The 24,771-nt window shown below is 58.4% G+C and carries 24 protein-coding genes; 20 read left to right on the plus strand and 4 right to left on the minus strand.

Translation table 11 applies throughout. The annotated features are described in order from the left end of the window. Window positions 1-85 precede the first annotated feature (85 nt). From QZ190_RS06070 to QZ190_RS06095, 6 genes are all read left to right on the plus strand, one after another. On the plus strand, window positions 86-1,240 hold the full coding sequence (locus QZ190_RS06070; RefSeq protein WP_291914714.1) for an alpha-hydroxy acid oxidase: 1,155 nt from the start codon (window positions 86-88) through the stop codon (window positions 1,238-1,240). Window positions 1,241-1,354: 114 nt separating this feature from the next. Further along, complete coding sequence (dinB, locus tag QZ190_RS06075; protein ID WP_291914754.1) at window positions 1,355-2,587, plus strand: DNA polymerase IV; 1,233 nt, start codon at window positions 1,355-1,357, stop codon at window positions 2,585-2,587. A 223-nt stretch (window positions 2,588-2,810) separates the two neighbouring features. Beyond that, a complete protein-coding gene (locus QZ190_RS06080) occupies window positions 2,811-3,101 on the plus strand; it encodes a helix-turn-helix domain-containing protein (RefSeq protein ID WP_291914716.1) in 291 nt (96 codons plus the stop codon). A 10-nt stretch (window positions 3,102-3,111) separates the two neighbouring features. Further along, entirely contained in the window at window positions 3,112-4,473 is a 1,362-nt protein-coding gene (locus QZ190_RS06085) for a HipA domain-containing protein (RefSeq protein WP_291914718.1), read from the plus strand. Between the two features lie 82 nt (window positions 4,474-4,555). Beyond that, window positions 4,556-5,398: an enoyl-CoA hydratase-related protein gene (locus QZ190_RS06090; RefSeq protein ID WP_291914720.1), complete on the plus strand. Its 843-nt coding sequence runs from the start codon at window positions 4,556-4,558 to the stop codon at window positions 5,396-5,398. A 36-nt stretch (window positions 5,399-5,434) separates the two neighbouring features. Next, on the plus strand, window positions 5,435-5,914 hold the full coding sequence (locus tag QZ190_RS06095; protein WP_367114230.1) for a GNAT family N-acetyltransferase: 480 nt from the start codon (window positions 5,435-5,437) through the stop codon (window positions 5,912-5,914). A gap of 49 nt (window positions 5,915-5,963) precedes the next feature. On the opposite strand, the gene QZ190_RS06100 is transcribed toward QZ190_RS06095, so the two are convergent. Beyond that, window positions 5,964-6,098 carry a hypothetical protein gene (locus QZ190_RS06100; RefSeq protein WP_291914722.1) on the minus strand — a complete coding sequence of 45 codons (135 nt, stop codon included), beginning with the start codon at window positions 6,096-6,098 and terminating at the stop codon, window positions 5,964-5,966. A 305-nt stretch (window positions 6,099-6,403) separates the two neighbouring features. Here QZ190_RS06100 and QZ190_RS06105 point away from each other — a divergent pair, with 305 nt between their 5' ends. From QZ190_RS06105 to QZ190_RS06120, 4 genes are all read left to right on the plus strand, one after another. Continuing rightward, window positions 6,404-6,799: an antibiotic biosynthesis monooxygenase gene (locus QZ190_RS06105; protein WP_291914723.1), complete on the plus strand. Its 396-nt coding sequence runs from the start codon at window positions 6,404-6,406 to the stop codon at window positions 6,797-6,799. 399 nt (window positions 6,800-7,198) lie between these two features. Continuing rightward, window positions 7,199-9,946 (plus strand): DEAD/DEAH box helicase, encoded by a 2,748-nt coding sequence (locus tag QZ190_RS06110; protein WP_291914725.1) that lies wholly within the window; start codon window positions 7,199-7,201, stop codon window positions 9,944-9,946. 312 nt (window positions 9,947-10,258) lie between these two features. After that, entirely contained in the window at window positions 10,259-10,975 is a 717-nt protein-coding gene (locus tag QZ190_RS06115) for an SWIM zinc finger family protein (RefSeq protein WP_291914758.1), read from the plus strand. Window positions 10,976-11,116: 141 nt separating this feature from the next. Beyond that, window positions 11,117-12,169, plus strand: coding sequence for a histone deacetylase family protein (locus QZ190_RS06120; RefSeq protein ID WP_291914727.1), 1,053 nt, complete (start codon window positions 11,117-11,119; stop codon window positions 12,167-12,169). On the opposite strand, the gene QZ190_RS06125 is transcribed toward QZ190_RS06120, so the two are convergent. Then, the gene (locus QZ190_RS06125) at window positions 12,170-13,354 is read right to left on the minus strand and encodes a Fic family protein (RefSeq protein ID WP_291914729.1); all 1,185 of its coding nucleotides are present in this window, start codon (window positions 13,352-13,354) and stop codon (window positions 12,170-12,172) included. A 178-nt stretch (window positions 13,355-13,532) separates the two neighbouring features. Here QZ190_RS06125 and QZ190_RS06130 point away from each other — a divergent pair, with 178 nt between their 5' ends. The 7 genes from QZ190_RS06130 (at window position 13,533) to QZ190_RS06160 (ending at window position 21,642) form a co-directional block, all read left to right on the plus strand. Beyond that, window positions 13,533-13,751 (plus strand): hypothetical protein, encoded by a 219-nt coding sequence (locus QZ190_RS06130; RefSeq protein WP_291914731.1) that lies wholly within the window; start codon window positions 13,533-13,535, stop codon window positions 13,749-13,751. After that, window positions 13,748-14,071 carry a DNA-binding protein gene (locus tag QZ190_RS06135; RefSeq protein WP_100171898.1) on the plus strand — a complete coding sequence of 108 codons (324 nt, stop codon included), beginning with the start codon at window positions 13,748-13,750 and terminating at the stop codon, window positions 14,069-14,071. Before QZ190_RS06130 ends, QZ190_RS06135 begins: the two co-directional genes overlap by 4 nt. Window positions 14,072-14,232: 161 nt before the next feature. Beyond that, a complete protein-coding gene (locus QZ190_RS06140; protein WP_291914734.1) occupies window positions 14,233-17,028 on the plus strand; it encodes a DNA methyltransferase in 2,796 nt (931 codons plus the stop codon). A 701-nt stretch (window positions 17,029-17,729) separates the two neighbouring features. Further along, on the plus strand, window positions 17,730-18,530 hold the full coding sequence (locus tag QZ190_RS06145; RefSeq protein ID WP_291914736.1) for a TIGR02391 family protein: 801 nt from the start codon (window positions 17,730-17,732) through the stop codon (window positions 18,528-18,530). A gap of 2 nt (window positions 18,531-18,532) precedes the next feature. Then, the gene (locus tag QZ190_RS06150) at window positions 18,533-19,240 is read left to right on the plus strand and encodes a type IIL restriction-modification enzyme MmeI (RefSeq protein WP_291914738.1); all 708 of its coding nucleotides are present in this window, start codon (window positions 18,533-18,535) and stop codon (window positions 19,238-19,240) included. Beyond that, a complete protein-coding gene (locus QZ190_RS06155) occupies window positions 19,224-20,783 on the plus strand; it encodes an AAA family ATPase (RefSeq protein ID WP_291914739.1) in 1,560 nt (519 codons plus the stop codon). The genes QZ190_RS06150 and QZ190_RS06155 overlap by 17 nt, the downstream gene beginning before the upstream one ends. Before the next feature lie 10 nt (window positions 20,784-20,793). Then, on the plus strand, window positions 20,794-21,642 hold the full coding sequence (locus QZ190_RS06160) for a hypothetical protein (RefSeq protein ID WP_291914741.1): 849 nt from the start codon (window positions 20,794-20,796) through the stop codon (window positions 21,640-21,642). Between the two features lie 148 nt (window positions 21,643-21,790). On the opposite strand, the gene QZ190_RS06165 is transcribed toward QZ190_RS06160, so the two are convergent. Continuing rightward, entirely contained in the window at window positions 21,791-21,937 is a 147-nt protein-coding gene (locus QZ190_RS06165; RefSeq protein WP_291914743.1) for a hypothetical protein, read from the minus strand. Window positions 21,938-22,189: 252 nt separating this feature from the next. On the opposite strand from QZ190_RS06165, the gene QZ190_RS06170 reads away from it, so the two are divergent. From QZ190_RS06170 to QZ190_RS06180, 3 genes are all read left to right on the plus strand, one after another. Continuing rightward, complete coding sequence (locus QZ190_RS06170; RefSeq protein WP_291914744.1) at window positions 22,190-23,356, plus strand: hypothetical protein; 1,167 nt, start codon at window positions 22,190-22,192, stop codon at window positions 23,354-23,356. 176 nt (window positions 23,357-23,532) lie between these two features. Next, complete coding sequence (locus tag QZ190_RS06175) at window positions 23,533-23,835, plus strand: type II toxin-antitoxin system MqsR family toxin (RefSeq protein WP_291914747.1); 303 nt, start codon at window positions 23,533-23,535, stop codon at window positions 23,833-23,835. 2 nt (window positions 23,836-23,837) lie between these two features. Further along, window positions 23,838-24,239 (plus strand): type II toxin-antitoxin system MqsA family antitoxin, encoded by a 402-nt coding sequence (locus tag QZ190_RS06180; protein ID WP_291914749.1) that lies wholly within the window; start codon window positions 23,838-23,840, stop codon window positions 24,237-24,239. A gap of 97 nt (window positions 24,240-24,336) precedes the next feature. On the opposite strand, the gene QZ190_RS06185 is transcribed toward QZ190_RS06180, so the two are convergent. Further along, window positions 24,337-24,621, minus strand: coding sequence for a hypothetical protein (locus QZ190_RS06185; protein WP_291914751.1), 285 nt, complete (start codon window positions 24,619-24,621; stop codon window positions 24,337-24,339). Between the last annotated feature and the right edge of the window lie 150 nt (window positions 24,622-24,771).

The following is a 24,771-nucleotide window of genomic DNA, read 5'->3' on the forward strand; positions in this document are numbered from 1 at the left end:
TCCCAAGTTTCACAGCGCCCGGCAAGGCCTGCGGCTACGATGGGCGAGTTTCAAAAATCGCCCCACCCCCTGCAGGAGACAACCCATGCCCGTGATCACCAACATCGAAGACCTGCGCGTTCTGGCCGAAAAGCGCGTGCCGCGCATGTTTTACGACTACGCCGACAGCGGCTCCTGGACCGAAGGCACCTACCGCGCCAACGAGACGGATTTCCACAAAATCAAGCTGCGCCAGCGTGTGGCCGTGAACATGGAAAACCGCACCACCGCCACGAAGATGGTCGGCATCGACACCAAGATGCCCGTCTGCATCGCTCCGGTGGGCCTCACGGGCATGCAGCACGCCGACGGCGAAATGCACGCTGCCATGGCCGCCAAGAAGTTCGGCATTCCCTTCACGCTGTCGACCATGAGCATCTGCTCCATCGAAGACATCGCCGCCCACACGCAAGCGCCGTTCTGGTTTCAGCTGTACATGATGCGCGACCGCGAAGCCATGGCCCGCATGATCGACCGCTGCAAGGCCGCCAATGTGAGTGCCATGGTGCTCACACTCGACTTGCAGGTGATCGGCCAGCGCCACAAAGACCTGAAAAACGGCCTGACCGCGCCCCCCCGCCCCACCATCGCCAACATCATCAACCTGATGACCAAGCCGCGTTGGTGCCTGGGCATGGCCGGGACCAAGCGCCACACCTTTGGCAACCTGGTCGGCCACGTCAAAGCCGTGACCAACATGAAGTCGCTGGCCTCATGGACCAACGAACAGTTTGACCCCACGCTCAACTGGGAAGACATCGCCTGGGTCAAGAAGCAATGGGGCGGCAAACTGATCTTGAAGGGCATCATGGACGTGGAAGACGCCAAACTGGCCGTGGCCAGCGGCGCTGACGCGATCGTGGTCAGCAACCACGGCGGCCGCCAGCTCGACGGCGCGCCCAGCTCCATTGAAGCCCTGCCCGCCATCGTCGCGGCCGTGGGCGACCAAATCGAAGTCTGGATGGACGGCGGCATCCGCAGCGGCCAGGACGTGCTCAAGGCCTGGGCGCTGGGCGCCAAAGGCGTGATGATTGGCCGCGCCATGGTCTATGGCCTGGGCGCCATGGGCGAAGCGGGCGTGACCAAGGCCCTGCAAATCATCCACAAAGAATTGGACGTGACCATGGCCTTTTGCGGCCACACCAACATCCAGAATGTGGACACCAACATCTTGCTGCCCGGCACTTTTCCGACCGCATAAAAACCCCGCTGGGCCCCTCACGCCACATGAGAGGCCCGGCGCTGGCGCTATGCTTCAAGGGTGACCAACACCGCCCCCTCCGCCCCTGCGCCCAGGCGCATCGCCCACCTCGACATGGACGCGTTTTACGCATCCTGCGAGCTGCTGCGCTACCCGCAGCTCAAGGGCATGCCGGTCGTCATTGGTGGCGGCAGGCGCAAAGAAGACGACCTGCTGAGCAAGCTGCAAGCGGCCTACCCCGACCACGAGTGGACCGAAGACAGCTTTGCCGAACGGCTGGACCGCATCCCGGTCGACTTCTTCCCGCGCTTGAATGGCTACACCGGGCGCGGCGTCATCACCACCGCCACCTATGCAGCGCGGCAGTTTGGCGTGGGCTCGGCCATGGGCTTGATGAAAGCCGCCAAGCTCTGCCCGCAGGCCATCATGCTGCCGGTGGATTTTGAGCGGTATCGGCACTTCTCGCGCACCTTCAAAAGCATCATCACCGACATCGCCCCCGTCATGCAGGACCGGGGCGTGGACGAGGTCTACATCGACTTCACCGACGTGCCCGGCGGCCAGCGTGAAGGGGGGCGCGTGTTGGCGCGCTTGATCCAGAAAAGCATTTATGAGGCCACTGGGCTCACCTGCTCGGTGGGTGTGGCCCCCAACAAGCTGATCGCCAAGATGGCCAGCGAGTTCAACAAACCCAACGGCATCTCGGTCGTGCACGAGGCCGACCTGCAAACCCTGATCTGGCCGCTGGCTTGCCGCAAGATCAACGGCGTGGGCCCCAAGGCCGACGAAAAGCTCAAAGGCTTTGGTATCCACACCATCGGCGACCTGGCTGCACGCGAGCTGCCATGGCTGATGCAAAACTTTGGCAAAAGCTACGGCGCATGGCTGTTTGATGCGGCTTGGGGCCGCGACGACCGCCCGGTCGAGACCGAAAGCGAGCCCGTCAGCATGAGCCGCGAAACCACCTTCGAGCGCGACCTGCACGCCGTGCGCGACCGCGAAGAGCTCGGGGCCGTCTTCACCCGGCTGTGCGAACAAGTGGCGGCCGATTTGCAGCGCAAAGGATACGAAGGCAAAACCATCGGCATCAAGCTGCGCTATGACAACTTCCAAGCCGTGACACGGGACCAAAGCCTGACGGAATACACGGCAGACGCCAAACGCATCCGCCAAGTGGCCGGCCAGTGCCTCAAGCGGGTTGACCTGTCACGCCGCATTCGACTGCTGGGCGTGCGGGTGGGCTCGCTGGTCAAGGCGGGAGCAGCGCCTGATTCGGTGAATCACCCCATGAAGGCCGAAGAGCCGGGCCATGAATGGCAAACGCAGCTTCTGTTCACAGACGAATGAGAGGCCTACCGCTGGTCAGCGGTTGGGGTGCAGAAGTGTCCCGGAAGATATCTTTTTAATTTCGGAATAACTGAAACAAGTTCCTGACCATGGATACCAAGAGCTGAATTTCTGAAATACCGAAACAAAGCTTGACGACCCCAGCAAAACCCGATAGTTTCGGATTATCAGAAATAACAACCCCAAACCATGCCCCCGGATGCCCCTCCCCAGAAAGTTCCACATGGATGACAAGCCCACCCGACAAGTCACAGTTTTGACGACAGCCAACGCGCTAGGCCCCATCGTGCGCGAACGGCGCAAATCCCAATCGCTGCGCATCGACGACGCGGCCGGGCTGCTGGGCGTGTCGGTGGACCTCATGTCCCGGCTCGAAAACGGTCAAGGCACAGTGCAACTGGACAAAGCCATGGCCGTGCTCGACGGCTTGGGCCTGGCGCTGATGGTCTTGCCCAAAGAACACCCTTGGGCCCTTGAGGCCAGCACCCCAGGCGGCGGCTCGCCGAAGGCATGAAAGGACTGTCATGACCGACGCGCTGCATGTCTGGACCGACCAAACGCCCATAGCGGTCATCGAGCACGAAGGCCGCGATGACCAGTGGCGCTTGCGCTATGCACCGCCATGGCTCGCCAACCCACAAGCTTTTCCGCTGTCGCCCGCGCTGCCATTGGCCAGCGCAAAAAGCGCACCTGATGGGTACGGCTCTGCCACGATCAAGCGCTTTGTCGAGCACCTGCTCCCGGAAGGCCGGGCACTGGACGTGGCGGTCACCTACAAGGGCCTGACCAAAAGCAATGTCTTTGGACTCATCCGGGCGCTCGGTGCCGAGACGGCAGGTGCCTTGCAATTCACAGGTGATGTCACGGCCGCCCCCCCCGATGCGCCCACGCAGCGCGAAATACCCCTGAGCGAACTGGCAGAGCGGATCGCCCAGCGAGAGCAGCTGCCGCTGACCGTGTGGGACGGCCAAGTGCGCATGTCGGTCGCAGGCTTGCAAGACAAGCTGGTGGTTTTCATCGACACCCCACTGGCCGAAGGTGGGCGGCTGTGGCTGGTGGATGGGCAGCGCCTGGCCTCTACACACATCCTCAAACCCGACACAGGCAACCCCAAGACACCGCACCTGGCCGTGAACGAGCACTTTTGCATGTCACTGGCCCGACGCATGGGCCTGCCCGTGGCCGATGTGACCTTGTTGCGCACGCCACGCCCCGTGCTGGTGGTGCGCCGTTTCGACCGGGCGATTCTGGGCTCTGGCGATTCAGTGCAGGTCCAGCGCCTGCACATCATCGACGCCTGCCAAGCCTGCGACCTGCCGGTGAGCTACAAGTACGAACGCAACCTGGGCAACGCCGCCGAAGTGCGTCACATCCGCGATGGCCTGAGCCACGAAAAGCTATTCACCTGCGCCGAACTGAGCGGCAACAAGGCCAGCACGCGGCTGGCCATGCTGCGCTGGGCACTGTTTCAGTTTCTGATTGGCAACAGCGATGCGCATGGCAAGAATTTTTCGTTTTTCGTGCGCCCTGGCGGCCTGCTGGAGCCGACGCCTTGGTACGACCTGGTGAGCGTGCTGCAGTACGACGGCTTTGACACCGAACTGGCCATGGCCTGGGGCGATGTTTTCGAGCACGAAGCTGTGAGCCCCTACGCCCTGGCCGACTTCGCCACCCGCTGCGGCATCGACCGCAAACTGCTGCGCCGAGAAGGTCAGCGCCTGGCCAAACTGGCCGAACCCGCAGCCATGGCACAAGCCCTGGCGACGGAATACGAAGGAGACGAACGAGCCTTTGCCCAAGGCATCGCCAGCTTTGTGGCCAAACAGGCCAAACGTCTGACACAGCTTGTCGAGGACGCTGCCCGCATCAAGGCCGAGTACCTGTGAATGCGAAAACCCTTCGACAGGTCAAAACCGGGACACAGCCGACCTTCAGCAACGGCTACATTGCAAAAATAGGAGACCACACATGAATAAACTCAACTGCTTTTCCCTAACGACTGAGGGCCACGTCGCCCACCTGGTGATGAACCGCCCCGAGGCGATGAACACCATGCACCCCACCTTCTGGCGCGAGCTGCACGAGGTGCTGACCGACATCCACAAGGCGGGCACCGCCCGGGCGCTGGTGATCTCGAGCACGGGCAAACACTTCAGCGCGGGCATGGACCTGCAGACCTTTGGCAGCGCCATCCAGATGGACGACACCAGCGCCGAAGGCCGCTCGGCCGTGTACGACCTGCTGACCGACATGCAGCACACCTTCACTCTGCTCGAAGAACTGCGCATCCCGGTCATTGCGGCCATCCACGGCGGCTGCATTGGCGGCGCGGTGGACATGGTCACCGCCTGCTGCATGCGCTATGCCTCGGCCGATGCGTTCTTCTGCATCCAGGAAATCAACATCGGCATGGTGGCCGACGTGGGCACCTTGCAGCGCCTGCCCAAACTGCTGCCCATGGCCTTGGTCAAAGAACTGGCTTACACGGGCCGACGCCTGAGCGCCGACAAAGCGCTGGCACACGGCTTGGTCAACGACGTGCTGCCCACCCACGAAGCCACCGTGGCCGCTGCACTGCAAGCGGCCAAAGAAATCGCCAGCAAACCGCCCGTCGCCATCTGGGGCACCAAGCAAGTGCTGCACTACGCCCGCGACCACAGCACCGAAGACAGCCTGCGCCACATGGGCTGGCTGCAAGGCGCGATCTGGAGCAACGCCAACGTGCGCGAGGCCATCAGCGCGTTCCAGCAAAAACGCGAGGCCAACTTTGCGCCGTTGCCTGCGCTCAAGGGGTTTCGGGAATTTGGCTGAGGCCAGTTGGGCTACCACACGAGAACACCACCCGCCATGTCAATGACCATTGCACCCGACGATCCCGCTCGGCCAGATGTGTATGCGCTGCTCGACGAGCACCTGCGCCACATGCATGAACTTTCACCGCCTGAAAGCGTTCATGCACTCGATGTGGACCAACTCAAAAGGCCCGAAATCACCTTCTGGTCCGCTCGCGATGGCGATCAGCTTTTGGGATGTGGCGCGCTCAAGGAACTGTCCCTTGATCATGGCGAGATCAAATCCATGCGAACCCCAACCGTCCAGCGACGTCAGGGCGCGGGTCGTGCCATTTTGAATCACATCATCAGCGAAGCCATCGCGCGCGGCTACCAACGACTGAGCCTGGAAACCGGGCCAGCCAGCACGTTTGCGCCAGCGCACCAACTGTATGAGAGCGCCGGATTCCGGCCCTGCGGCCCCTTTGGCGACTACCAACTTGACCCCCATAGCGTCTTCATGACCATGGACCTCCAAAGTCATGCGGCAGCTTGACTTCACGCCACTCACAACGTTGCCTTAAGCGCATTCGGTGACACTTGAATCAGCCAAAAGTCAATACGACCAGCGACTGATCCGGCCCGATGAAGTTTGAATAGTCCATGTTGTTGCCGACCATGTGGATTTTTTCTTTATAGGAGCCCACCCTGTGGGCGAAGGCTTGCAGGGCGTGTTCCACGCCCATCGCCCACAGGGGTGGACTCCTACAAAAACTCGAAATAAACCATGGCTTATGGCACCCGAGTGCTGCAAATAGAGAGACCCATGCCCAACGATCGCCCGATGAAAGTTCAATGGTTTGAGTCTGCCCATATCCGTTCGGCTTCGGAGGATGGCAAAGAAATCTGATGGTTTTCCGCCCTCTTCATCATTACAGCCCTGACCGACCAGCCGGATAAAGCCAAAGTCCGCAACTATTGGAGCTGGTTAGGGACACTAACCAGTTGAAATTAGATACTCCGGGCAATAAACTGCGGCGGATCAATGCACACGCCGCCCAAGCTGCTCCTTCCTTTCTCAACCCTCATTCATCCAACCATGTTCAGTGCAGCATTCATTTGGGAGCCCGGATCCTACGACGCTGAGTTCAATGAACTCAATGCCATCATCGATGCGGTGGCCAAAGCCTCGCCCGGCTTCATCGGCGTCGAAGAGTGGGCTTCAGACGATGGCAAACGTCACAATGCCATCTACTATTGGGAAACCATGGATGGCCTCAAAGCGTTGGGAACCCATCCCAGCCACATCGAGGCAAAACAAAAATATGCCCAATGGTACAAGGGCTATCACGTTGTTATCTCCGAGGTCATCAAGTCTTATGGCGACTCTGCCTTTCAGCACCTCACACCCAATCAGCGCCATGCAATCTCACTGACGTGAATCAGTCGCAGGGCGCCGTGACCTCGAGTCCAATGGATTGAACACCTCAAACCCCAGCGCCTGGAATTCAGCCTCATTCCGCGCAACTGCGGTCAGTCCATTCACTTTCGCATTGACGGCCATCATGGCGTCAACGTAAACCGTGGCGCAGGCAACGCGGCAAGCGCATCAATTTTTGACGGCGTTGAGCAGGCCAGCTGCTGGTCGCACCATGGTAAATTTGACCTCTTTTTGACCCATCGACCAAGCCCTTGGTCAAGCCCTTATGCCCACTTTGTTGTTTCAAGTATGTCAAGGGCCGCAACGGCGCAAACAGTCCGCAAAGTGCGAACAAAAAGACCCACCAAGCCACCCCATTGAATGGGGTCATCGATTCGACCGGGTGCGCAGCTTGCACGCATGCCGATGAGTGCCCGCCTCACGCTCTCCCCCCAAGGCCACCTTCGATTGGACTTGCATGGCCCGGATTCAGACGCCGCCTTGGATGCGAGCCTGGAAGGGCCGTTGGACAAGGCCTTTTCGGCAGGCGCGGGGCACGGCCTGCTGCACCTGGGGGCCACGGGCGTGGGGCAGGTTTTGCCGGGCGCATTCGCTTGGTGGCGCGACTTTGCTGCGCGCTATGTAACCGGACTGTGCGCCGTGGCAGACGACACCACAGTCGCCGACATCACGGTGGCCGTACCCGAGCGGGCGGCGCTGGAGGCTTGGCTGCTTGACCTGCCGCCCATGCGCGGGGCGGAGTATGCCGATGCCGACGCTCTGGCGCAGTTGTGGGCGCAAACTGAGGCGGCGCTGCGTGCAGAGCTGGCCGCATCGCAGACGACCTTGGCCGAATTTCTGCACAGCTGCAACGCGGCCTGGCACCAGGTGGGCCGGGTCCATTTCAATCTTGCAGAAAACCGCAAAGACCCGGACTCACCCTTCGCCTTCCTCGCCACCTACACATCGCGCCTGTCCGCGCATGGCAAAGCCCAGCACATGCCGCTGTCGCGCGCACTCACCGAATTCTCAGACGGCAAGCAGCAAGCGCAACTGCTCAAACTGCTGGTGCCTGTGCAACGTGCGGCGGAACAATGCGCGTGGTTGATGGAGATGGTGACCGAGGGCGAGATTTACCACCCGCTGCGCTGGACGCAGGCGCACGCCTATGCGTTTTTGCAAGATGTGCCCAAGCTAGAGGCCGCAGGCATTGTGGTGCGCACCCCCAGCAACTGGGCCGCAGGCCGCCCCGCACGCCCCAAGGTCAGCGCCAGCATTGGCAGCCAACAGCCCTCAGTGCTGGGCATGGACGCCTTGCTCGACTTCGACATGGGCATCACCTTGGGTGACGACAAACTCACAGAGGCCGAAATACAAGCCCTGCTCCAAGGCGGCGATGGCCTGCAACTCTTGCGCGGCAACTGGGTCGAGGTGGACGCGCAAAAGCTCAAGCGCATGCTGCAGCGCTTCACCGACATCCAAAACATCAGCACCCGCCAAGGCTTGTCGTTTGCAGAGGCCATGCGCCTGACGGCACGCGCCTCCCTCGATGCAGGCGATGGCACGGATGACGCCGCCGCCGACTGGTCTGAGGTCAGCGCCGGACCGTGGCTTGCCCAAACGCTGCAAGGCCTGCGCCAACCCGAAGGCCTGGCCCACATTGACCCGCGCCCCGAATTGCAAGCCACCTTGCGACCCTACCAAGAGGCTGGCGTACGCTGGCTTTACCTGCTCACGCGGCTGGGCCTTGGCGCCTGTTTGGCCGACGACATGGGGCTTGGCAAGACCATGCAAATCCTGTCGCTGCTCTTGGTGCTCCAACGTGAAAACTTGCAGAGGAGCAAGCTCGAAGACAAGCGCAAAACCAAAGGGGCTACCCCAGCGGCACCCGCGCCCACCCTGCTGGTGGCCCCGGCTTCGCTGCTGGCCAATTGGCACGCAGAGAGCCAGCGTTTTGCCCCCAGCCTCAAGGTGCTCATCGCCCACCCGTCGGCCATGCCCGCAGACCCATTGCGTGCCCTGGAAGCCGCCGCCTTCGCGCAGGTCGATCTGGTCATTACCAGCTACAGCACGCTGCTGCGCTTGCCTGCGCTGCAGCAAATGCGCTGGCAGCTCGTGGTGGCCGACGAAGCGCAGGCCTTGAAAAACCCCGGTGCCAAGCAAACGCAGGCGATTAAAAAACTCAACGCGGCCAGCCGCATCGCCCTCACCGGCACGCCTGTCGAAAACCGCCTGTCTGACCTGTGGTCCATCTTTGACTTCACGCACCCCGGCCTGCTCGGATCGGCCAAAGTCTTTAGCAACTTCGCCAAGCGCCTGGACAGCCAAAAGCACTACGGCCCCCTGCGGGCACTGGTCAGCCCCTACATTCTTCGCCGCCTCAAGACCGACAAACGCGTCATCAGCGATCTGCCCGACAAGACGCAAACCAATGCCTGGTGCCACTTGCGGCCCGCACAGGCGGCCTTGTACCAAGCGGCGGTCAAGGAGTTGGCCCAGGCTTTGGAGACTGCCGACGGCATGGCGCGGCGCGGTTTGGTGCTGTCGTACTTGATGCGCTTCAAACAAATTTGCAACCACCCCTCGCAATGGCAAGGCAACGGCGCATGGGACGAAGAAAACAGCGGCAAATTTGCCCGCTTGCGCGAGTTGGCAGAAGTCATCGCGGCCAAGCAAGAAAAGATGTTGGTCTTCACCCAGTTCCGCGAAACAACGGCACCGCTGGCCGCCTTTTTGGGCAGCATATTTGGCCGCGAAGGCCTGGTCTTGCACGGCGGCACGCCGGTGGCCCAACGGCGCGAGTTGGTCAAACGGTTTCAAGAAGACGATGCCACACCGTTCTTCATACTCTCCCTCAAAGCCGGGGGCTCAGGCCTGAATCTGACTGCCGCCTCGCACGTCGTTCACTTTGACCGCTGGTGGAATCCCGCCGTCGAAAACCAAGCCACGGACCGCGCTTATCGCATCGGCCAAAAGCGCAACGTGCTGGTGCACAAATTTGTCTGCCGAGGCACTATCGAAGAGCGCATCAACCAGATGATCGAATCCAAACAAGCCCTGGTCAATGACGTGCTGCAAAACGAGACCGAAATGCAGCTCACCGAGCTGAGCGATAAAGAGCTGCTCAATTTGGTGCAGCTCGATATTCACACCGCCATAGAGGGCTAACCGTCCACCACCCACTATTCAGAGGAGATCGCCAACATGGGTTATTTTGGCTACAAGCCGTATGTACCAGTGGCCACGCGCCGCGCCAAGGCGCTCACGGCCGTGACCAAGGCCAACAAAAAAGGCGCGAACTACGCGCCCATTGAACCCTTCAGCGGTGCCATCGCTAAAACCTTTTGGGGCAAGGCGTGGTGCAGCAATTTGGAACAATACAGCGACTACGAGAGCCGCTTGCCGCGTGGGCGCAGTTACGTGCGCAACGGCACGGTGATCGACCTGCAAGTCAACACAGGCAGCGTGCAGGCCTTGGTCATGGGCTCATCACTCTACGAGGTCAGCATCACCATCCAAGCCCTGCCAGAGCCGCGCTGGAAAGCCGTGTGCGCAGACTGCTCGAACTCCGTCGCATCGCTGATTGAACTGCTGCAAGGCAAACTGTCCAAAGCGGTCATGGAGCGCATTTGCGCACCCACCACCGGGCTGTTCCCCTCGCCCAAAGAACTCAAGTTTGAATGCAGTTGCCCCGATTGGGCGGGCATGTGCAAACACGTGGCCGCAGTGTTCTACGGCGTGGGCGCCAGATTGGACCAACAGCCCGAACTGCTGTTCAAGCTGCGCCATGTCAACGCCCTGGACTTGGTCGCACAGGCCAGCGTTGCCCAACCGTCTGCCAGCAAAACCAAATCCAGCAAAGTGATGGACGCCAGCGACCTGGGCGATGTGTTTGGCTTGGATATGGATTTGGGGGGGGATTTGGGAGTGGATACAGCGCCTGCCAAACCAAAAACCACGCGGGCGAAAGCGCCCGTCGAGGTGGCATCGAAAGCGAAAACAGCGGCCAAAGCAGAGACGAAAGCAACTGCTCAAAAATCCACAAAAACCCCTGCGAAAACAACGGCAAAAAGGGCTGCAACAAAGGCAGCAAAAACGACAGCCAAAACCACTGCAACAAAACCAGCGGCCAAGGCAGCGGCAAAACCAATTGCAAAGAAAACCGTCGCCAAAAAGGCTGTCAAACAGCACGTCTAAAAATGTCGAAAGCCATCCATTGAATCCGTGAAAGCACATGTCACATCCAACAAAATCCATTCAATGGCCATTTTTTATTGAACCGGACCTGTGAAGTCTGAAATGCATCATCAGCGTCCCCTCCGTCCTTTTGGCCCGATCATGAAAATCTTCCACAACACCCACCACGCCCAACACGCAGGCCGCCAGGAAATGTTCCGGGGCCGCTTGGTCGATTGCCACGAAGTGCCCGACCGTTTGCGCTATGTGCTGGATGAACTGCAACGCCGCCCGGTGGGGCAGTTGCTGACGCCCGATGCAGCGGCGGATGTCGACGCCGCCATGGCCCGCGTGCATGCGCCGGACTATTTGGCATTTCTGGCTCGGGCGTGGGACGACTGGGTGGCGTTGGACCCGGCCAATGCCGAGCGCGACGCCCTGCCCTCGGTCTGGCCGCTGGCCTCCAAGCATGCCTTTCGCACCGACTCGCCGCCACTCAACTTTGCGGCGCGGTTGGGGCAATACGCGTTTGACTCGGGCACGCCTTTGACGGCGGGCAGCTGGGCCGCCGCACGCGAAGGTGCGGCCTGTGCGCTGGCGGCCGCGCAAGCGGTGCTGGCGGGCGAGCGCTTTGCCTTGGCCCTGACCCGCCCGCCGGGCCACCATGCGGGCCCCAACTACATGGGCGGCTATTGCTTCATCAACAACGCCGCCGTGGCCGCACAGGCCTTGCGCGACGGCGGGCTGCAGCGCGTGGCTGTGCTGGATGTGGACTACCACCACGGCAACGGCACACAAACCATCTTTTACGAGCGCAGCGATGTGTTCACCGCGTCCATTCACGGCGATCCGCGCACCGAATACCCGTTCTTTTTGGGCCATGCGGATGAGCGCGGCGCGGGGGCTGGCGAGGGCTACAACCTGAACCTGCCGCTGCCGCGTGGCACCGGGTTTGAAGTCTGGTGGGCCGCGCTGCAAACCGCCATGCAGGCGGTGGCTGACTTTGCCCCGCAGGCACTGGTGGTGCCGCTGGGGCTGGACACGTTTGAGGGCGATCCGATCTCGGGCTTTAAGCTGCGCAGCGCTGACTACCTGAAGCTGGGGCAAGCCATTGCGCAGCTGGGCTTGCCAACGGTGCTGACCTTTGAAGGCGGCTATGCCGTGGCCGAGGTGGGCGTGAACACGGTGAATGTGCTCGAAGGGCTGCGCGGCTGATCAACCCTGAATGCTGCGCCAGTGCTCCAGCTCTTGCGGGCGCAGACCATAGCGGGCCAGCACGCCTTCGTGCAAACGGCGCAGCTCTTGCATGACCAAGGCCCGAACATTTTCACGATCCGGGCCGGGCGCAGCCAGGGCCACTTGATCGGCCACCAGCGCCAGCGGGTCTTGCTCGGGGTTTTGCACCACGGCCTTGACGATGTGGCGGATGACATCGCGGTAAGTCAGGCGCAACACATCGGGCTCCACCACGCTGGACTTGGCCGTCAGGTATTCCTTGGTCGAGCGCTCATAGGCCCACATGAACAGGTCGCGCAGAAGCTCCACGCGCCTCATCTCGTAAACGCCCAGCACCGAGGCGGTGTACCAGTCCTTCGACACGCCCAAAAACGTGAGCGGGCACAGGTTGGCCCGCAGCAGCGGCCAGTTGGCCAGCAGGCGCGACGTGCGTTTGTTGCAGTCGGCAAAGGGCTGCAAATACGGCAGGTGCACCATGGCAAAAAACGACTGCTCAAACGGGTCTTCGATGGCGTTGAATTTGGCCAACGCTTCGTCCAACAAGGTGCCAATGAGCGACTGGCCCGATGGCGGCTGGTATGGGCTTTGCCCGATTTGCACTGGGTGCAGGCGCAAGCGGCCTTCGTCGTCGGGGCTTTCGAGCAGGTTTTCTGACAAAGCGCTGTGCAGGTTCATCAGCACATAGCGGCTGAATTGCGGCGCGGCCACGTTGTCCATGAGCAGCTCGATGGCGGCTTTGTGGTTCAGGATCATTTGCGTTTCGGTCACGCCATGGCCTTGCGCCTGCTGGCCGTGGGCGATCAGGGCTCGGGTGTCCAGGCGCGAATAGGTGTTGCCCTCCAGGTGGCTGGACGCCCAAGACAGATCAATCAACAAACGGTCGAGCACGGCACGGCCATAAGTGCCCGCCGGTTGCGGCCCCGGCCCGGTGCGGCCCATGCGGTGCAACTGCGCCCGCACAGGCTGGGGCAGATAAAACGTGACGTTGGGCTGGTAGGCCTGCAAAAACTCAGACTGGTAACCCACGGCTTGGCGCGTGCTCCAGGGCTGGGCCAGATAGGTGCGGATGTCTTTGCTGTCGGGCGAAAGCGGCCACTGGCCCGTGGAAAGTTCTTCTTCGGCCCGCCAAGTGGATGACTCTGACAACCCGTCTTGAGTGGGCAAAGCGTCAACCACCACTTTTGGCGCGATATTCACATACCGCGTAGCGCGAGCCTTGCCAACTGGCGCGATTTTCCCTTCCGCCACCCACTTTGCCAAAGCTCTTTGCAAACTACGGCGAGGAACATCGGGCCATTTTTCAGAGGCCTCTGCAAGCGACAAGCCGTCCGACTGGGCCTGAATGACGGTCAAGAGTTGGGCGTTGAAGTCTGGCATGATTGGCGCGATTATAAATAATCGCGCCAACCATGCAACCAATGATGTGGGCTATTCATTGATCCGGGCCGATCGCTATGCCAAAAAAAGTAACACAAGTGTTACCATGAAATCACGAAACAGCGACCCAAGCCAAGCCAGAAAGAAGGCCTTGGCTGTCAACAAAAAAGGAAAGTCAACATGACCTTGACGCGTGATTTCAGGCAAACCGTGGTTGAACGTGTGCAACGTGATCCGGCTTTTGCCAAAGCATTGCTCGACGAAGCGGCCACGCTGTTTCTGAGCGGTGAGCCCGATTCGGCGCGGTTGATTCTGCGCGATCTGGTCAACGCCACCGTCGGGTTTGAAGGCTTGGCCGAACTGACCCACAAACCCAGCAAGAGCCTGCACCGCATGCTTTCGCCCAAAGGCAACCCCAGCATGGACAACCTGGCCGCTATTTTTGATGCCATCAGAAATTGGCTCAAAGTGACTTTCGATGTCCGCGTGGTCGAGTTGGCTTAAACCCAAAAAAGACCTGACAAGTACTCCGCAGGCCAGTGTTCAATTGGCCGCCTTTGATCCAGCCTCCCCGCCACAGACCCTTTAGTTACACCCCCAGCACTACCCCAACCAAAAAACCGAGAACTTTCCATTAACATCCAAGCTCACTTTATGAGCACCAAATGGGTCTTAATTGGAACGAAATCAAATCCAGGGCATTGCTTTTTAGCAAAACCTGGGCCGACGCCTGCAACGAAGACAGCCAGGCCAAGCCCTTTTGGATCGACTTCTTTGAAATCTTTGGCATCACCAACAAACGCGTCGCCACCTTTGAGCTGAACGTCAAAAAGCTCGGCGGCGCACAAGGCTTTGTGGACCTGTTTTGGCCCGGCGTGCTGTTGGTGGAGCACAAGTCGCGCGGCAAAAGCCTGGACGACGCGGTGGACCAAGCCATTGGCTACCTGCACAACCTGCCCGAGCGCGACCTGCCCCAGCTGGTGGTCGTGTGCGACTTTGCCCGCTTTCGGGTGCGGCGCCTGGCCACGGGCGAGACGGCCGAGTTTGAGCTCAAGCACCTGCACAAACACGTCAAGCTCTTTGGCCTGCTGGCGGGCTACAAGGTGCAAGACATCCAGGCCGAAGACCCCGTCAACATCAAGGCCGCCGAACGCATGGGCCGCCTGCACGACGCCCTGAAAGCCAGCGGCTACAGCGGCCACGCGCTTGAGGTGCTGCTGGTGCGCCTGCTGTTTTGTTTGTTTGCCGACGACACGGGCATCTTTCAGCCCGCGCAATCGTTCAGAGACTTTGTCGAAGAACGCACCGCGCCCGATGGCTCAGACCTGGGGCCGCGCCTGGGGCAACTGTTTCAGGTGCTCAACACGCACGAAAGCCAACGCAGCAAAAACATCGACGAACAGCTGGGCCAGTTTGCGTACATCAACGGCCGCCTGTTTGAAGAAACCCTGCCCATGGCCGACTTCAGCACCGCCATGCGCGAAGCCCTGCTGGACGCCTGTGCGCTGGACTGGTCGGCCATCAGCCCGGCGATCTTTGGCAGCCTGTTCCAAAGCATCATGGACGAGAAGGCCCGCCGCAACCTGGGCGCGCACTACACGTCTGAGGCCAACATCCTCAAGCTCATCAAGCCCCTGTTTTTGGACGAACTGCACGCCGAGTTTGAACGGGTGAAAGGCCACCGCAACAAGCTGTTTGAGTTTCACAAAAAGCTGCGCCAGCTGACGTTTTTTGACCCAGCCTGTGGGTGCGGAAATTTCTTGGTGATCAGCTACCGCGAACTGCGCGAGCTGGAGCTGAAAGTGCTGCGGGCCGACCACGAACTGAGCGCCCACAAAGGCCAGCTGACGGTGGACGTGCATGGCCTGATTGGCGTGAACGTGGACCAATTCTTTGGCATCGAGATCGAAGAGTTTCCGGCGCAAATTGCCCAAGTGGCCCTGTGGCTGGTGGACCACCAAATGAACCTGCGCGTGAGCGTGGAGTTTGGCCTGTACTTTGCCCGCATCCCGCTCAAAAGCTCACCGCAAATCCGCCACGCCAACGCGCTGCAGCTGGACTGGAACGAGGTGCTGCCTGCGGAGCGGTGCAGTTATGTGTTGGGCAATCCGCCGTTCTTGGGCAAGACCTACCAAAGCAAAGAACAAAAAGCCGACCTGGCTGCGGTGATGCACGGCATCCACGGCGCAGGTGATCTGGACTTTGTGTGTGGCTGGTATGTGCTGGCCGCGCAATACATGCAAGGCCGCACGGGCACGCAAGCGGCATTTGTGTCCACCAACAGTATCACGCAAGGCGAACAAGTGGCCGTGCTTTGGGGCGAGATGCAGCGCCTGGGCATGCACACCCACTTTGCGCACCGCACCTTTCAGTGGAGCAACGAAGCCAGCGGCAAAGCCGCCGTGCATTGTGTGATCGTGGGCTTTGGCCCCGAGAACCAAGCGGTCAAAACCATTTACGAATATGAAGACATCAAAGGCCTGCCGCATGCCGTGCCTGTCAAACGCATCAATGCGTATTTGGTGGATGCGCCAGATGTGTTGCTGAACAAACGCCGCACGCCCGTATGCCAAGTGACTGAGATGACCAATGGCAGCAAACCCACCGACGGCGGGCATTTGCTGATGGACGATGACGAAAAAGAAAGCCTGATCAAGACGGAACCACAAGCCGCGCAATGGATTCGCCCGTTCATGGGCGCAGAAGAATTCATCAACAAAACAGCGCGTTGGTGCCTGTGGTTGGTGGACTGCCCGCCCAAAGAACTGCGGCTGATGCCCGAAGTCATGAAGCGGGTGCAATCGGTCAAGGACATGCGCTTGGCCAGCATCGACAAGCAAACGCAACAAGACGCAGATACGCCGACTCAATTCCAAAAAATCAGGCAACCCACAAGCAATTACCTGTTGATTCCCAGCGTCTCATCCGAGCGGCGCAACTATGTGCCGATCGGTTTCATGGATGCCCATGTCATCGTGAGCAATCTGGTCTATGCCGTACCCGACGCCACACTGTTTCACTTCGGCGTCATGACCAGCAGCATGCACAACGCCTTCATGCGCTTCACATGCGGTCGACTTGAAAGCCGCTTCCGCTACTCCAACACCATCGTCTACAACAACTACCCCTGGCCCGGCTTCGCTGGCGAGCTGCTCAACGACAAACACCGCACCGCCATCGAACAAGCCGCCCAATGCGTGCTCGACGCCCGCGCCCAATTTGCAAGCTCGTCACTGGCCGACCTCTACGACCCGCTGACCATGCCCCCAGCCCTGCTCAAGGCACACCAAAAACTAGACACCGCCGTAGACGCCGCCTACCAACCCAGCGGCGGCAAAAAAACCTACGCCTCCGACGCCGAACGCGTGGCCTTCCTGTTCGAGCTGTACCAACGCATCACCAGCTTGCGACCGGCGCCAGCTGCAAAGAAAGCACGAAAAGCCAAATCTACAAAAAATTGAAAGCCAAATATGTCCAGAGCAATTTCACGTCGTACCATTTCTCAAGCATGTCTCGATGGTCTTGCGGAGGCCGAGGCTACATACAGCGCCTGGACTGGCGGAGTCACCATGCGTGCTGCGCCAGAGTCATTCGTACAGACCGTTATTGCGAAGCGACTTCACGAAGCGGGTTCACTCTTACTTCTTGAAGCTTCAGTGAAGCAACTGCTTGCTTTCGCCTCAGGTGACGAAATCGTTGAGGACAACGCTGGAAGGAACGGACGAATAGACATAGCCACGTACTACAAGTCCAAAGCTCCTAGATTCCTTATTGAGATCAAGAAGCTGGGAAAAAGTGGTTCCTTTAGGAAGGACCATGAGCGAATTTTGAGCCTCATGTCCAAGATTCCATCCCTTCAAAACGGATTCCTAGTCGGTTACACCACGGCAGTGGAATCTGACACAGTCGAAAGGCGCCTCCGGGAGCCCGTATCTGGACTGTCAGTAAAAATCATCCGTAAATCGAGTTTGGTTCCCGTCAAGACTCTATATAAAAAGGAGCGCCTGTTAGGCGTCGCAATTTACCGTGTGGATCGGCCAAGCGCCGATGCACAAGATTCCGTCTAGGAGGTTGGCTTGCAAGCTACTCTTGCAAATACCCATAACTGCTTGGCGGCTCCGGTCGTACCTCACGTCAAACGTAAAACCCAACTGCAAAAGCTATGGCACTCTTACCCTTATTTGAATCCGTTCACCTAGAGGCCGCATGTCGTGTACTCGCAGACACAGCAAATGGTTTAACCGGAACGGAAATCACACACATCCTTCAGGAAATCCAGATCACAGACCCCACCCCTTCCATGACCAAGTGGAAACGAATTTTCAATGCGTTAGCAGAAGCGCAGAACAAGCACAAATTTGGCAATCATTTGGTTCAATTCATAAACAAGGCAATGTCACCGGCACGCTATACGTCTAAGCCAGAGTTATTTGCATGGCGACTGGATGGGTTAAACGTCGCCTTAGCTTTTGCAGGCTACGCCGTAAATGAAAAGGGTCAAGTCGTTTATACAACCCCGGAGTCAACGATAAATGGTGCCTTGGCTCGCGCCAAGAGGTTGAACTCGGCACTGCAAGGCAGAGGTACACACCAAGAAATAATGAAGTACTGCAAGGCAGAGCTGCTTCACGACAACTACTTTCATGCGGTTCTTGAAGCGGTCAAAGGGGTCGCCGAGCGTCTCCGAGAAATGTCGGGCCTAGGAACCGACGGCGCTGAATTGGTGAACACAGCACTTTCGGCCAAGAACCCAATTCTTGCCATCAACTCATTGAAGTCCGAGACTGAGCTGAGCGAGCAAAAGGGCATTGCGAACATTCTTGTGGGCATATTCGGCGCAATACGCAATCCAACTGCGCATGCGCCAAAGCTTGTGTGGGCCATGCCAGAGCAGGACGCAATTGACGTTCTCGGTATTCTGTCTTACGTGCATCGCAAGCTAGACGGTGCCACTAAGTTATGAGAATGGACTCTGACGGGTTGCTTCACGAAAATTTTCGGCGACTTAAAAGTGATTTTTGCTTTTCCAACAACATCGTCCACAACAACTACCCATTGCTAGACATCGCTGGCGAACCACTCAACGACAAACACCGCAACACCATCGAACAAGAAGCGCAATGTGTGCTCTTCGCTCGCGCCCAATTTGCAGACCCCAAACTGGCCGACCTGAACGGCCCACTGACCATGCCATCGGCCCTGCTCAAGGTCCCCCAAAAACGCGAAACCGTCGTAGACGCTCCGACCAAATCAGAGATTGAAAAAAGTGCTATGCCTCCGTCGCCGAACGCGTGGCCGTCATCTTCGAGATATACCAACGCATCACCAGCTTGCTGCCTGAGCCCTCATCCAAGAAAACGCGAAAAGTTAAAGCCACTGCTAATTGATAAACACGACAAAGTTAACTCATCACCGAAAGATGACACATTTGCACGACTGACCGCCTGCGATTGCAGCCGTTGGCCACCGCCAGGCGAACGCAAGCGGCTAGATATCAAGCGCTCGTTGGCCTTGGCGACGGACTCCTATCGAATAACTAGCTTTTTAGACCTACCAGTCCCAACTCCTTATTTATTGTCAAGTATGCAAGGGACATCAATGGTCTTTCCCGCACCGTACGAAAACTTCGACCTTTTGAGATGGAAGGCATCCTATTATGTTTACGCTCCTTGATTCCGCATTAACTCTTCCCCAGGCAGGTATATCGCAGGTCTATTTAGTCAAAGACAACTGGGACGATTGGTTCAAGTTCCGGACAATGTTCACGCTGTTTGTATTCGATCAAAACGGGGCTAGACACCGAGTCGGTTCCCTCAAAATTGGCGAAGCAGGCTTACAGGGTGCAAGTACCGCTACACCGGGATTTCGGGCCCCCCATTTGCCAGCAACGTTTCCCTGGCTTGATCCAAACCGTCACTTTTCGCTGGGACAGGACGAGGACTTTTACTCGACGCTTTACACATTTTCTGCAAACCTATGCGAGTCCATACTGAAGGGTTTGTGCGACTGCGCATTCAACCTTGGAATCTTCGCGAGACACCTTAAAGAGCCGGTTATGCAGGAGTCGCTTCTTCGCTCAGTAAGAGAGGAAAGCGTCAGGAACCGTCTACACCGCATGGCAAACGGCAACGCGGCTCTAACCCGATTCCAGTTTAAGTACACGCTTCCAGAACCACCCGTCAAAGATGGGCAGCATCTTTCAGTGCCTCCGCCAACACTCACATTCCACGTCGAGCCGAACTCACATCCTCCAACAAATGTTCATGTCCTAGTGGGCCGCAATGGTGCTGGCAAGACGCGGTGCATACAGACACTCATTAACGCGGTCTTGGGTAGACAAAGTGAGTTCTCCCCACCCGGCATCCTTCAGCGTTTGGGTGACAACCAGGACGAATGGGCCTTCACGGGGTTGGTCTCTGTGTCGTTCAGCGCCTTCGATGAATTTGAGGCGCCACCGCCAGCGACCGAAATCAAGCTTCGGGCGGGGTTTGTAGGGCTTCGCAATACTGAACTTGTTGACGGTCAAGCCCGAAACTCTCTAAAAACAAAGGATGATTTGGCACGAGACTTCGTCAAGAGCTTCGCTATCTGCAGAGAAGAGCCGCGTAGATCAAGATGGGTAAAAGCAGTCCAGACGCTTGCGACTGATCCATTATTCGCCGAGGTGGACATTGAACGCTTCCTTCTTGTCGACGGCGAAGACTGGGAAGTTAGCGTGGCGCACGCATTCAAAAAGTTAAGCTCAGGTCACTCGATTGTTCTTTTGACTACGACACGTCTTGTCGAGCTGGTTGACGAAAGCACCCTGGTCGTGCTCGATGAACCAGAGGGCCATCTGCACCCGCCCTTGCTTGCGGCCTTCGTGCGCGCGGTATCTGACCTCCTCGTTTCGCGAAACGGCGTAGCTCTCATCTCCACACACTCACCGGTTGTACTTCAAGAGGTGCCGATGAACTGCGTGTGGATGCTTCGGCGGTCGAGGACCGTGGCTGTGGTTGAGAGACCGCCAACGGAAACCTTTGGCGAGAGCGCTGGTGTTTTGACTCGTGCAGTATTCGGACTAGAGGTTTCGAACTCAGGTTTCCATAAGATGGTAGCTTCCGTTGCAAACGAACCTGGGCGTAGGTTTGAGGAAGTGACAAGCCGATTTGGAGGGGCGCTTGGCTCGGAAGCCAGAGTTTTAGCTCGCAGCATTATTGCGCAGCGACCAAACTGAAAGACGGCTCGTGAAGCGTTTACCTCCACCAAAATTCGACGCAAAAGAAGCGGTCGAACTGTGCGCTATCGGCATCACGATTCCGGAACGCTCTAAAGCACTCCTCGATGCACTCTCCACGGTTGTGGCCGGCGAAGGAGCCTATATGAAGCTGGGGCCCATCGGCAAGCTCTTTCAAATCCCAACAACCGCTGAAGTGACGCCTGAGCTCAACGGCAAGCTCATGGCCGTCATATATAAGTCACACTTCGCGCGAGTTGGTGCTCCAACGCGAGGCATATATGACGCCATACGCCTAGCGCCAAAGTATGGCATCTGCCCTCTATGTGGGCAACGTTCCGTGGGCAGCGTCGATCACTACTTACCGCAGTCCCTGCATCCAATCTTCAACCTGACTCCTGTTAACCTGATTCCCTCGTGCACGGATTGCAACAAGGCAAAACTTGCGAAAGTTGCCCTCACAGCTGAGCAGCAGACGCTTCACCCCTATTTCGACGACCTCGGTGATGAGCGTTGGCTTGTCGCAGACATACTTGAGTCAAATCCTTTAGCTATCAAGTATCGCGTCCGACCGCCCTCTTACTGGACGCCTGTCCTAGCTGAACGGGTCAAGCATCACTTTGAGGTTATGGGAATTGCAGTGCTCTATGCAGCGCAGGCAGCGAGCGAACTCGCTGACATTTCTCATGCGCTAGTCAAGCTCGGTAACAGCGGCGGCGCCTCAGCAGTGCGAAGTCATCTTTACGAAGAATTCGCAAGCAGGTTGGCGAGTGATAAGAATTCGTGGAAGACAGCGCTCTACGAGAGTCTTTGCCTTTCGGCCTGGTTCTGCAACGAGGGGTTTCGTCTTGTGAACTGAAACATCGAAAATTACAAGTCTTGGACATCTCGTAGTCGATTAACTTGTTGCCTCAGCCTTGATACTGGATTATTGATCTCGATTTCACAGGACGTTCAAGACAGCTTTTCATGCCATCCTCTCAGGGACGTCCATTACAGATTCAAGTCTATCTGCCCATCTCATGCGCTGTGCGGTACCCCCCCAAGCCCTTCACATAAACCAGCAACTCCACAAAAAACGGATGCCTGCACAGCGTGGACGAATCGCCCACCAGCAGCAGCTTGCACCGTGCGCGGGTCATGCCCACGTTCATGCGGAGGATGCAGCAAAAACTTCATGCCGCCGTCAAAGGCTCCATGAGCACCACGGCACGCGCCCCCAAGCAATGGCATTGCGCTAGACCGTTCGTTGAAGTACAGACTTTGCAGGGCTGACAACGCAGACTGCATGCAAACCTTGGCTTGGGCCCAGGCCCCAGGTGCCGCGCTCTTCGGCGCTCTCAGCGCACTGCCCATGGGGCCAAGTCTCGCCGTCATGGTGTCAACGCCAACAAAAAGGAATTTGCATGCAAGCTCGCCACACCCCACTCAACCTGACCAGCGCCAGCCTGGAGGAACTTGTTGGGTTGCACGCCCGGCCCTGTCTGTCTCTGTACATGGGCACCCACCGCAGTCACCCCGATAACCAACAAGACCCGGTCCGTTTTCGCCATCTGGTTGGCGCACTGAAGACATCTCTGCACCACCAAGCGCCCGATGCACTGCGCGCCCTCATTGCGCCATTTGAGGCCTTGGAAAACGACCACGCGTTTTGGGAGCACACGCTCGACGGGCTGGTGGTGATGGGGGCGACTGATTTTTTCCGCATCTACGTGTTGCCCAGACCAGTGGCCGACTTGGCGGTGGTGGCCGACAGCTTTCACACCCAACCTTTGCGGCAATTTTTGCAATCGGTCGAGCGTTACCAGGTCTTGGCTTTGAGCTTGAACAAGGTGCAACTGTTCGAGGGCAACCGCGACAGCCTGGAGGCTTTGAGCTTGGCGTCAGAGGTTCCGCGCTCTTCAAGCGACACGAGCAGCGACCGCCAACAAACGACGCACAGCTCGGTGTCATCGTACGGTGGCCTGGGCGCTGGCCATTCGGCCATGCACCACGGGCTAGGCGGCAAGAAAGACGGCATGGACAGCGAGGTGGAGCGGTTTTTCCGGGCGGTGGATCGGGCGGTGCAGGCGCACCACTCCGACGTTTCGGGCTTGCCCCTCATGCTGGCAGCTTTGCCTGAACACCACCACCTGTTTCAGGCCATCAGCCACAACCCGCGGCTGATGAAGCAAGGCCTGCTCATCAACCCCGATAGCCTGAGCCCCACCGAGTTGCAGCAACGCGCTTGGGCCGTGGCCGCCCCGGCACAACAGGCCCAACAAAGCGCTTGGTGCGACGATTACGCCGCAGCCAAAGCGAAGGGGCTGGGCAGCGACAACCTGGCCGATGTGGCGCATGCGGCCACAGCCGGGCGCGTAGGCACCTTGTTGATCGAAGCCGGTCGCCTGGTCCCCGGGCGCATCGATGGCACAACAGGCCGCATCGACTATTCCGAACTCGGCTACCCCAGGGTCGACGATGTGTTGGACGACCTGGGCACGTTGGTTGAGAAATTAGGCGGCCAAGTGCATGTTCAGGCGGCCGAACACATGCCCACAACCACGGGGGTTGCGGCGAGTTATCGGCACTGACGCCACCAAGCCTTATCCCCGTCATTCTTGGATGGGTTTTCCAATCAGTTCACGGGCCAGCTCAAACTCGGGCACTTGTCCACCGTCAAAAACTTATCGAGGTAGGATTTTGAAGATGCCTCATGGCTTGATCGTTAACCTACCCGCTAAATCAACCTACTTGGTTATAATTTGCCATGGAGAAAAATACCCCTCACTGCAAGCTGGCAGTCGTCCAAGCGTTGGCCGAGGGTGGTCATGTCAGGGCGACAGCAAGTGCGTTCGGCGGGGCTCTTGAGCTTGGCATCAGCGACTTGGCCGGAATGTGCGCTGTCGTTATGTCTCTGACTTCTGCCAACTTCTACAAGAGCATGACGACCCATGCTGATCACCGGATTTGGCAGGACGTGTACCACGCCAAGACCTCCAGCGGCGCTGAGGTGTATCTCAAGCTGACTGTCATCGACGACGTTTTGATTGTTTCATTCAAGGAGCTGTGACCATGAAATGCCCATGCTGTGGAGCGGCTGAACTGATCCACGATACCCGCGACATGCCCTATGTCTACAAGGGCGAAAGCACCACCATTCCCGACGTGACGGGTGATTTTTGTCCCGCCTGCGGCGAGGTCGTTTTGAACCGCGAACACGGTGACCGATACAGCGAGTTGCTTGGGGTGCATCAAAGGCAAGTGAACGCTGCTTATGTTGACCCCAGCTACATTGCCAAAGTCCGCAAGAAGCTCGACCTGGACCAACGTGAAGCTGCCGATATTTTTGGCGGTGGCGTGAATGCGTTTTCTCGTTACGAGAACGGCAAAACCAAACCGCCGCTGGCCTTGGTCAAGTTGCTCAAGGTGCTGGATCGCCACCCCGATTTGCTGAGCGAGGTCAGAGCGGCGTAACGCCCTACATTGATCTGGCAGAGGATTTGCGCAATGGTGGATTGGCGCAGCACCGAACGGATCAGGATGTTGGCATCCTGAACGATCGCTCAATCACTCATGTTGCTTTGAATTTGGGCTTCTTGGGGGTTTGGGCACGTTGTCGTTCCACATTGAAATCAGCAACGACGGCATCCACATCAACACCCTTCAGCGCAAGCAGGCGATCCAGCGTTTTGCTCGCTTTTTGAATCGAGGCAACATCGGCTTGCGTCAGGCCTGTTTGCGTGCGTGCTGCAATCAGTTCACGGGCTAATTCAAACTCTGGCGCTTGTGCGTCGTATGCTTTGCGAGCAACGGGGTTGGCCAACAGTTGGGCTTTTACGTCTTTCAAGCTTTTCACGTCGATTCCTCCAAGCGTTTCAATGCGGCATAAACCGCGCTTTGTGTCATGCCCCTGATGGCCACCCAAATTCCCCCACTTATGGCCACCTCAAACTCCCCCACCTGAATTGATCGGGGACAGGGTCTCAACGCCGACACCGTCGGCACC

The sequence above is a fragment of the Limnohabitans sp. genome, from assembly GCF_017848645.1.
In the GTDB taxonomy this organism is placed as follows: Bacteria; Pseudomonadota; Gammaproteobacteria; order Burkholderiales; family Burkholderiaceae_C; genus Limnohabitans_A.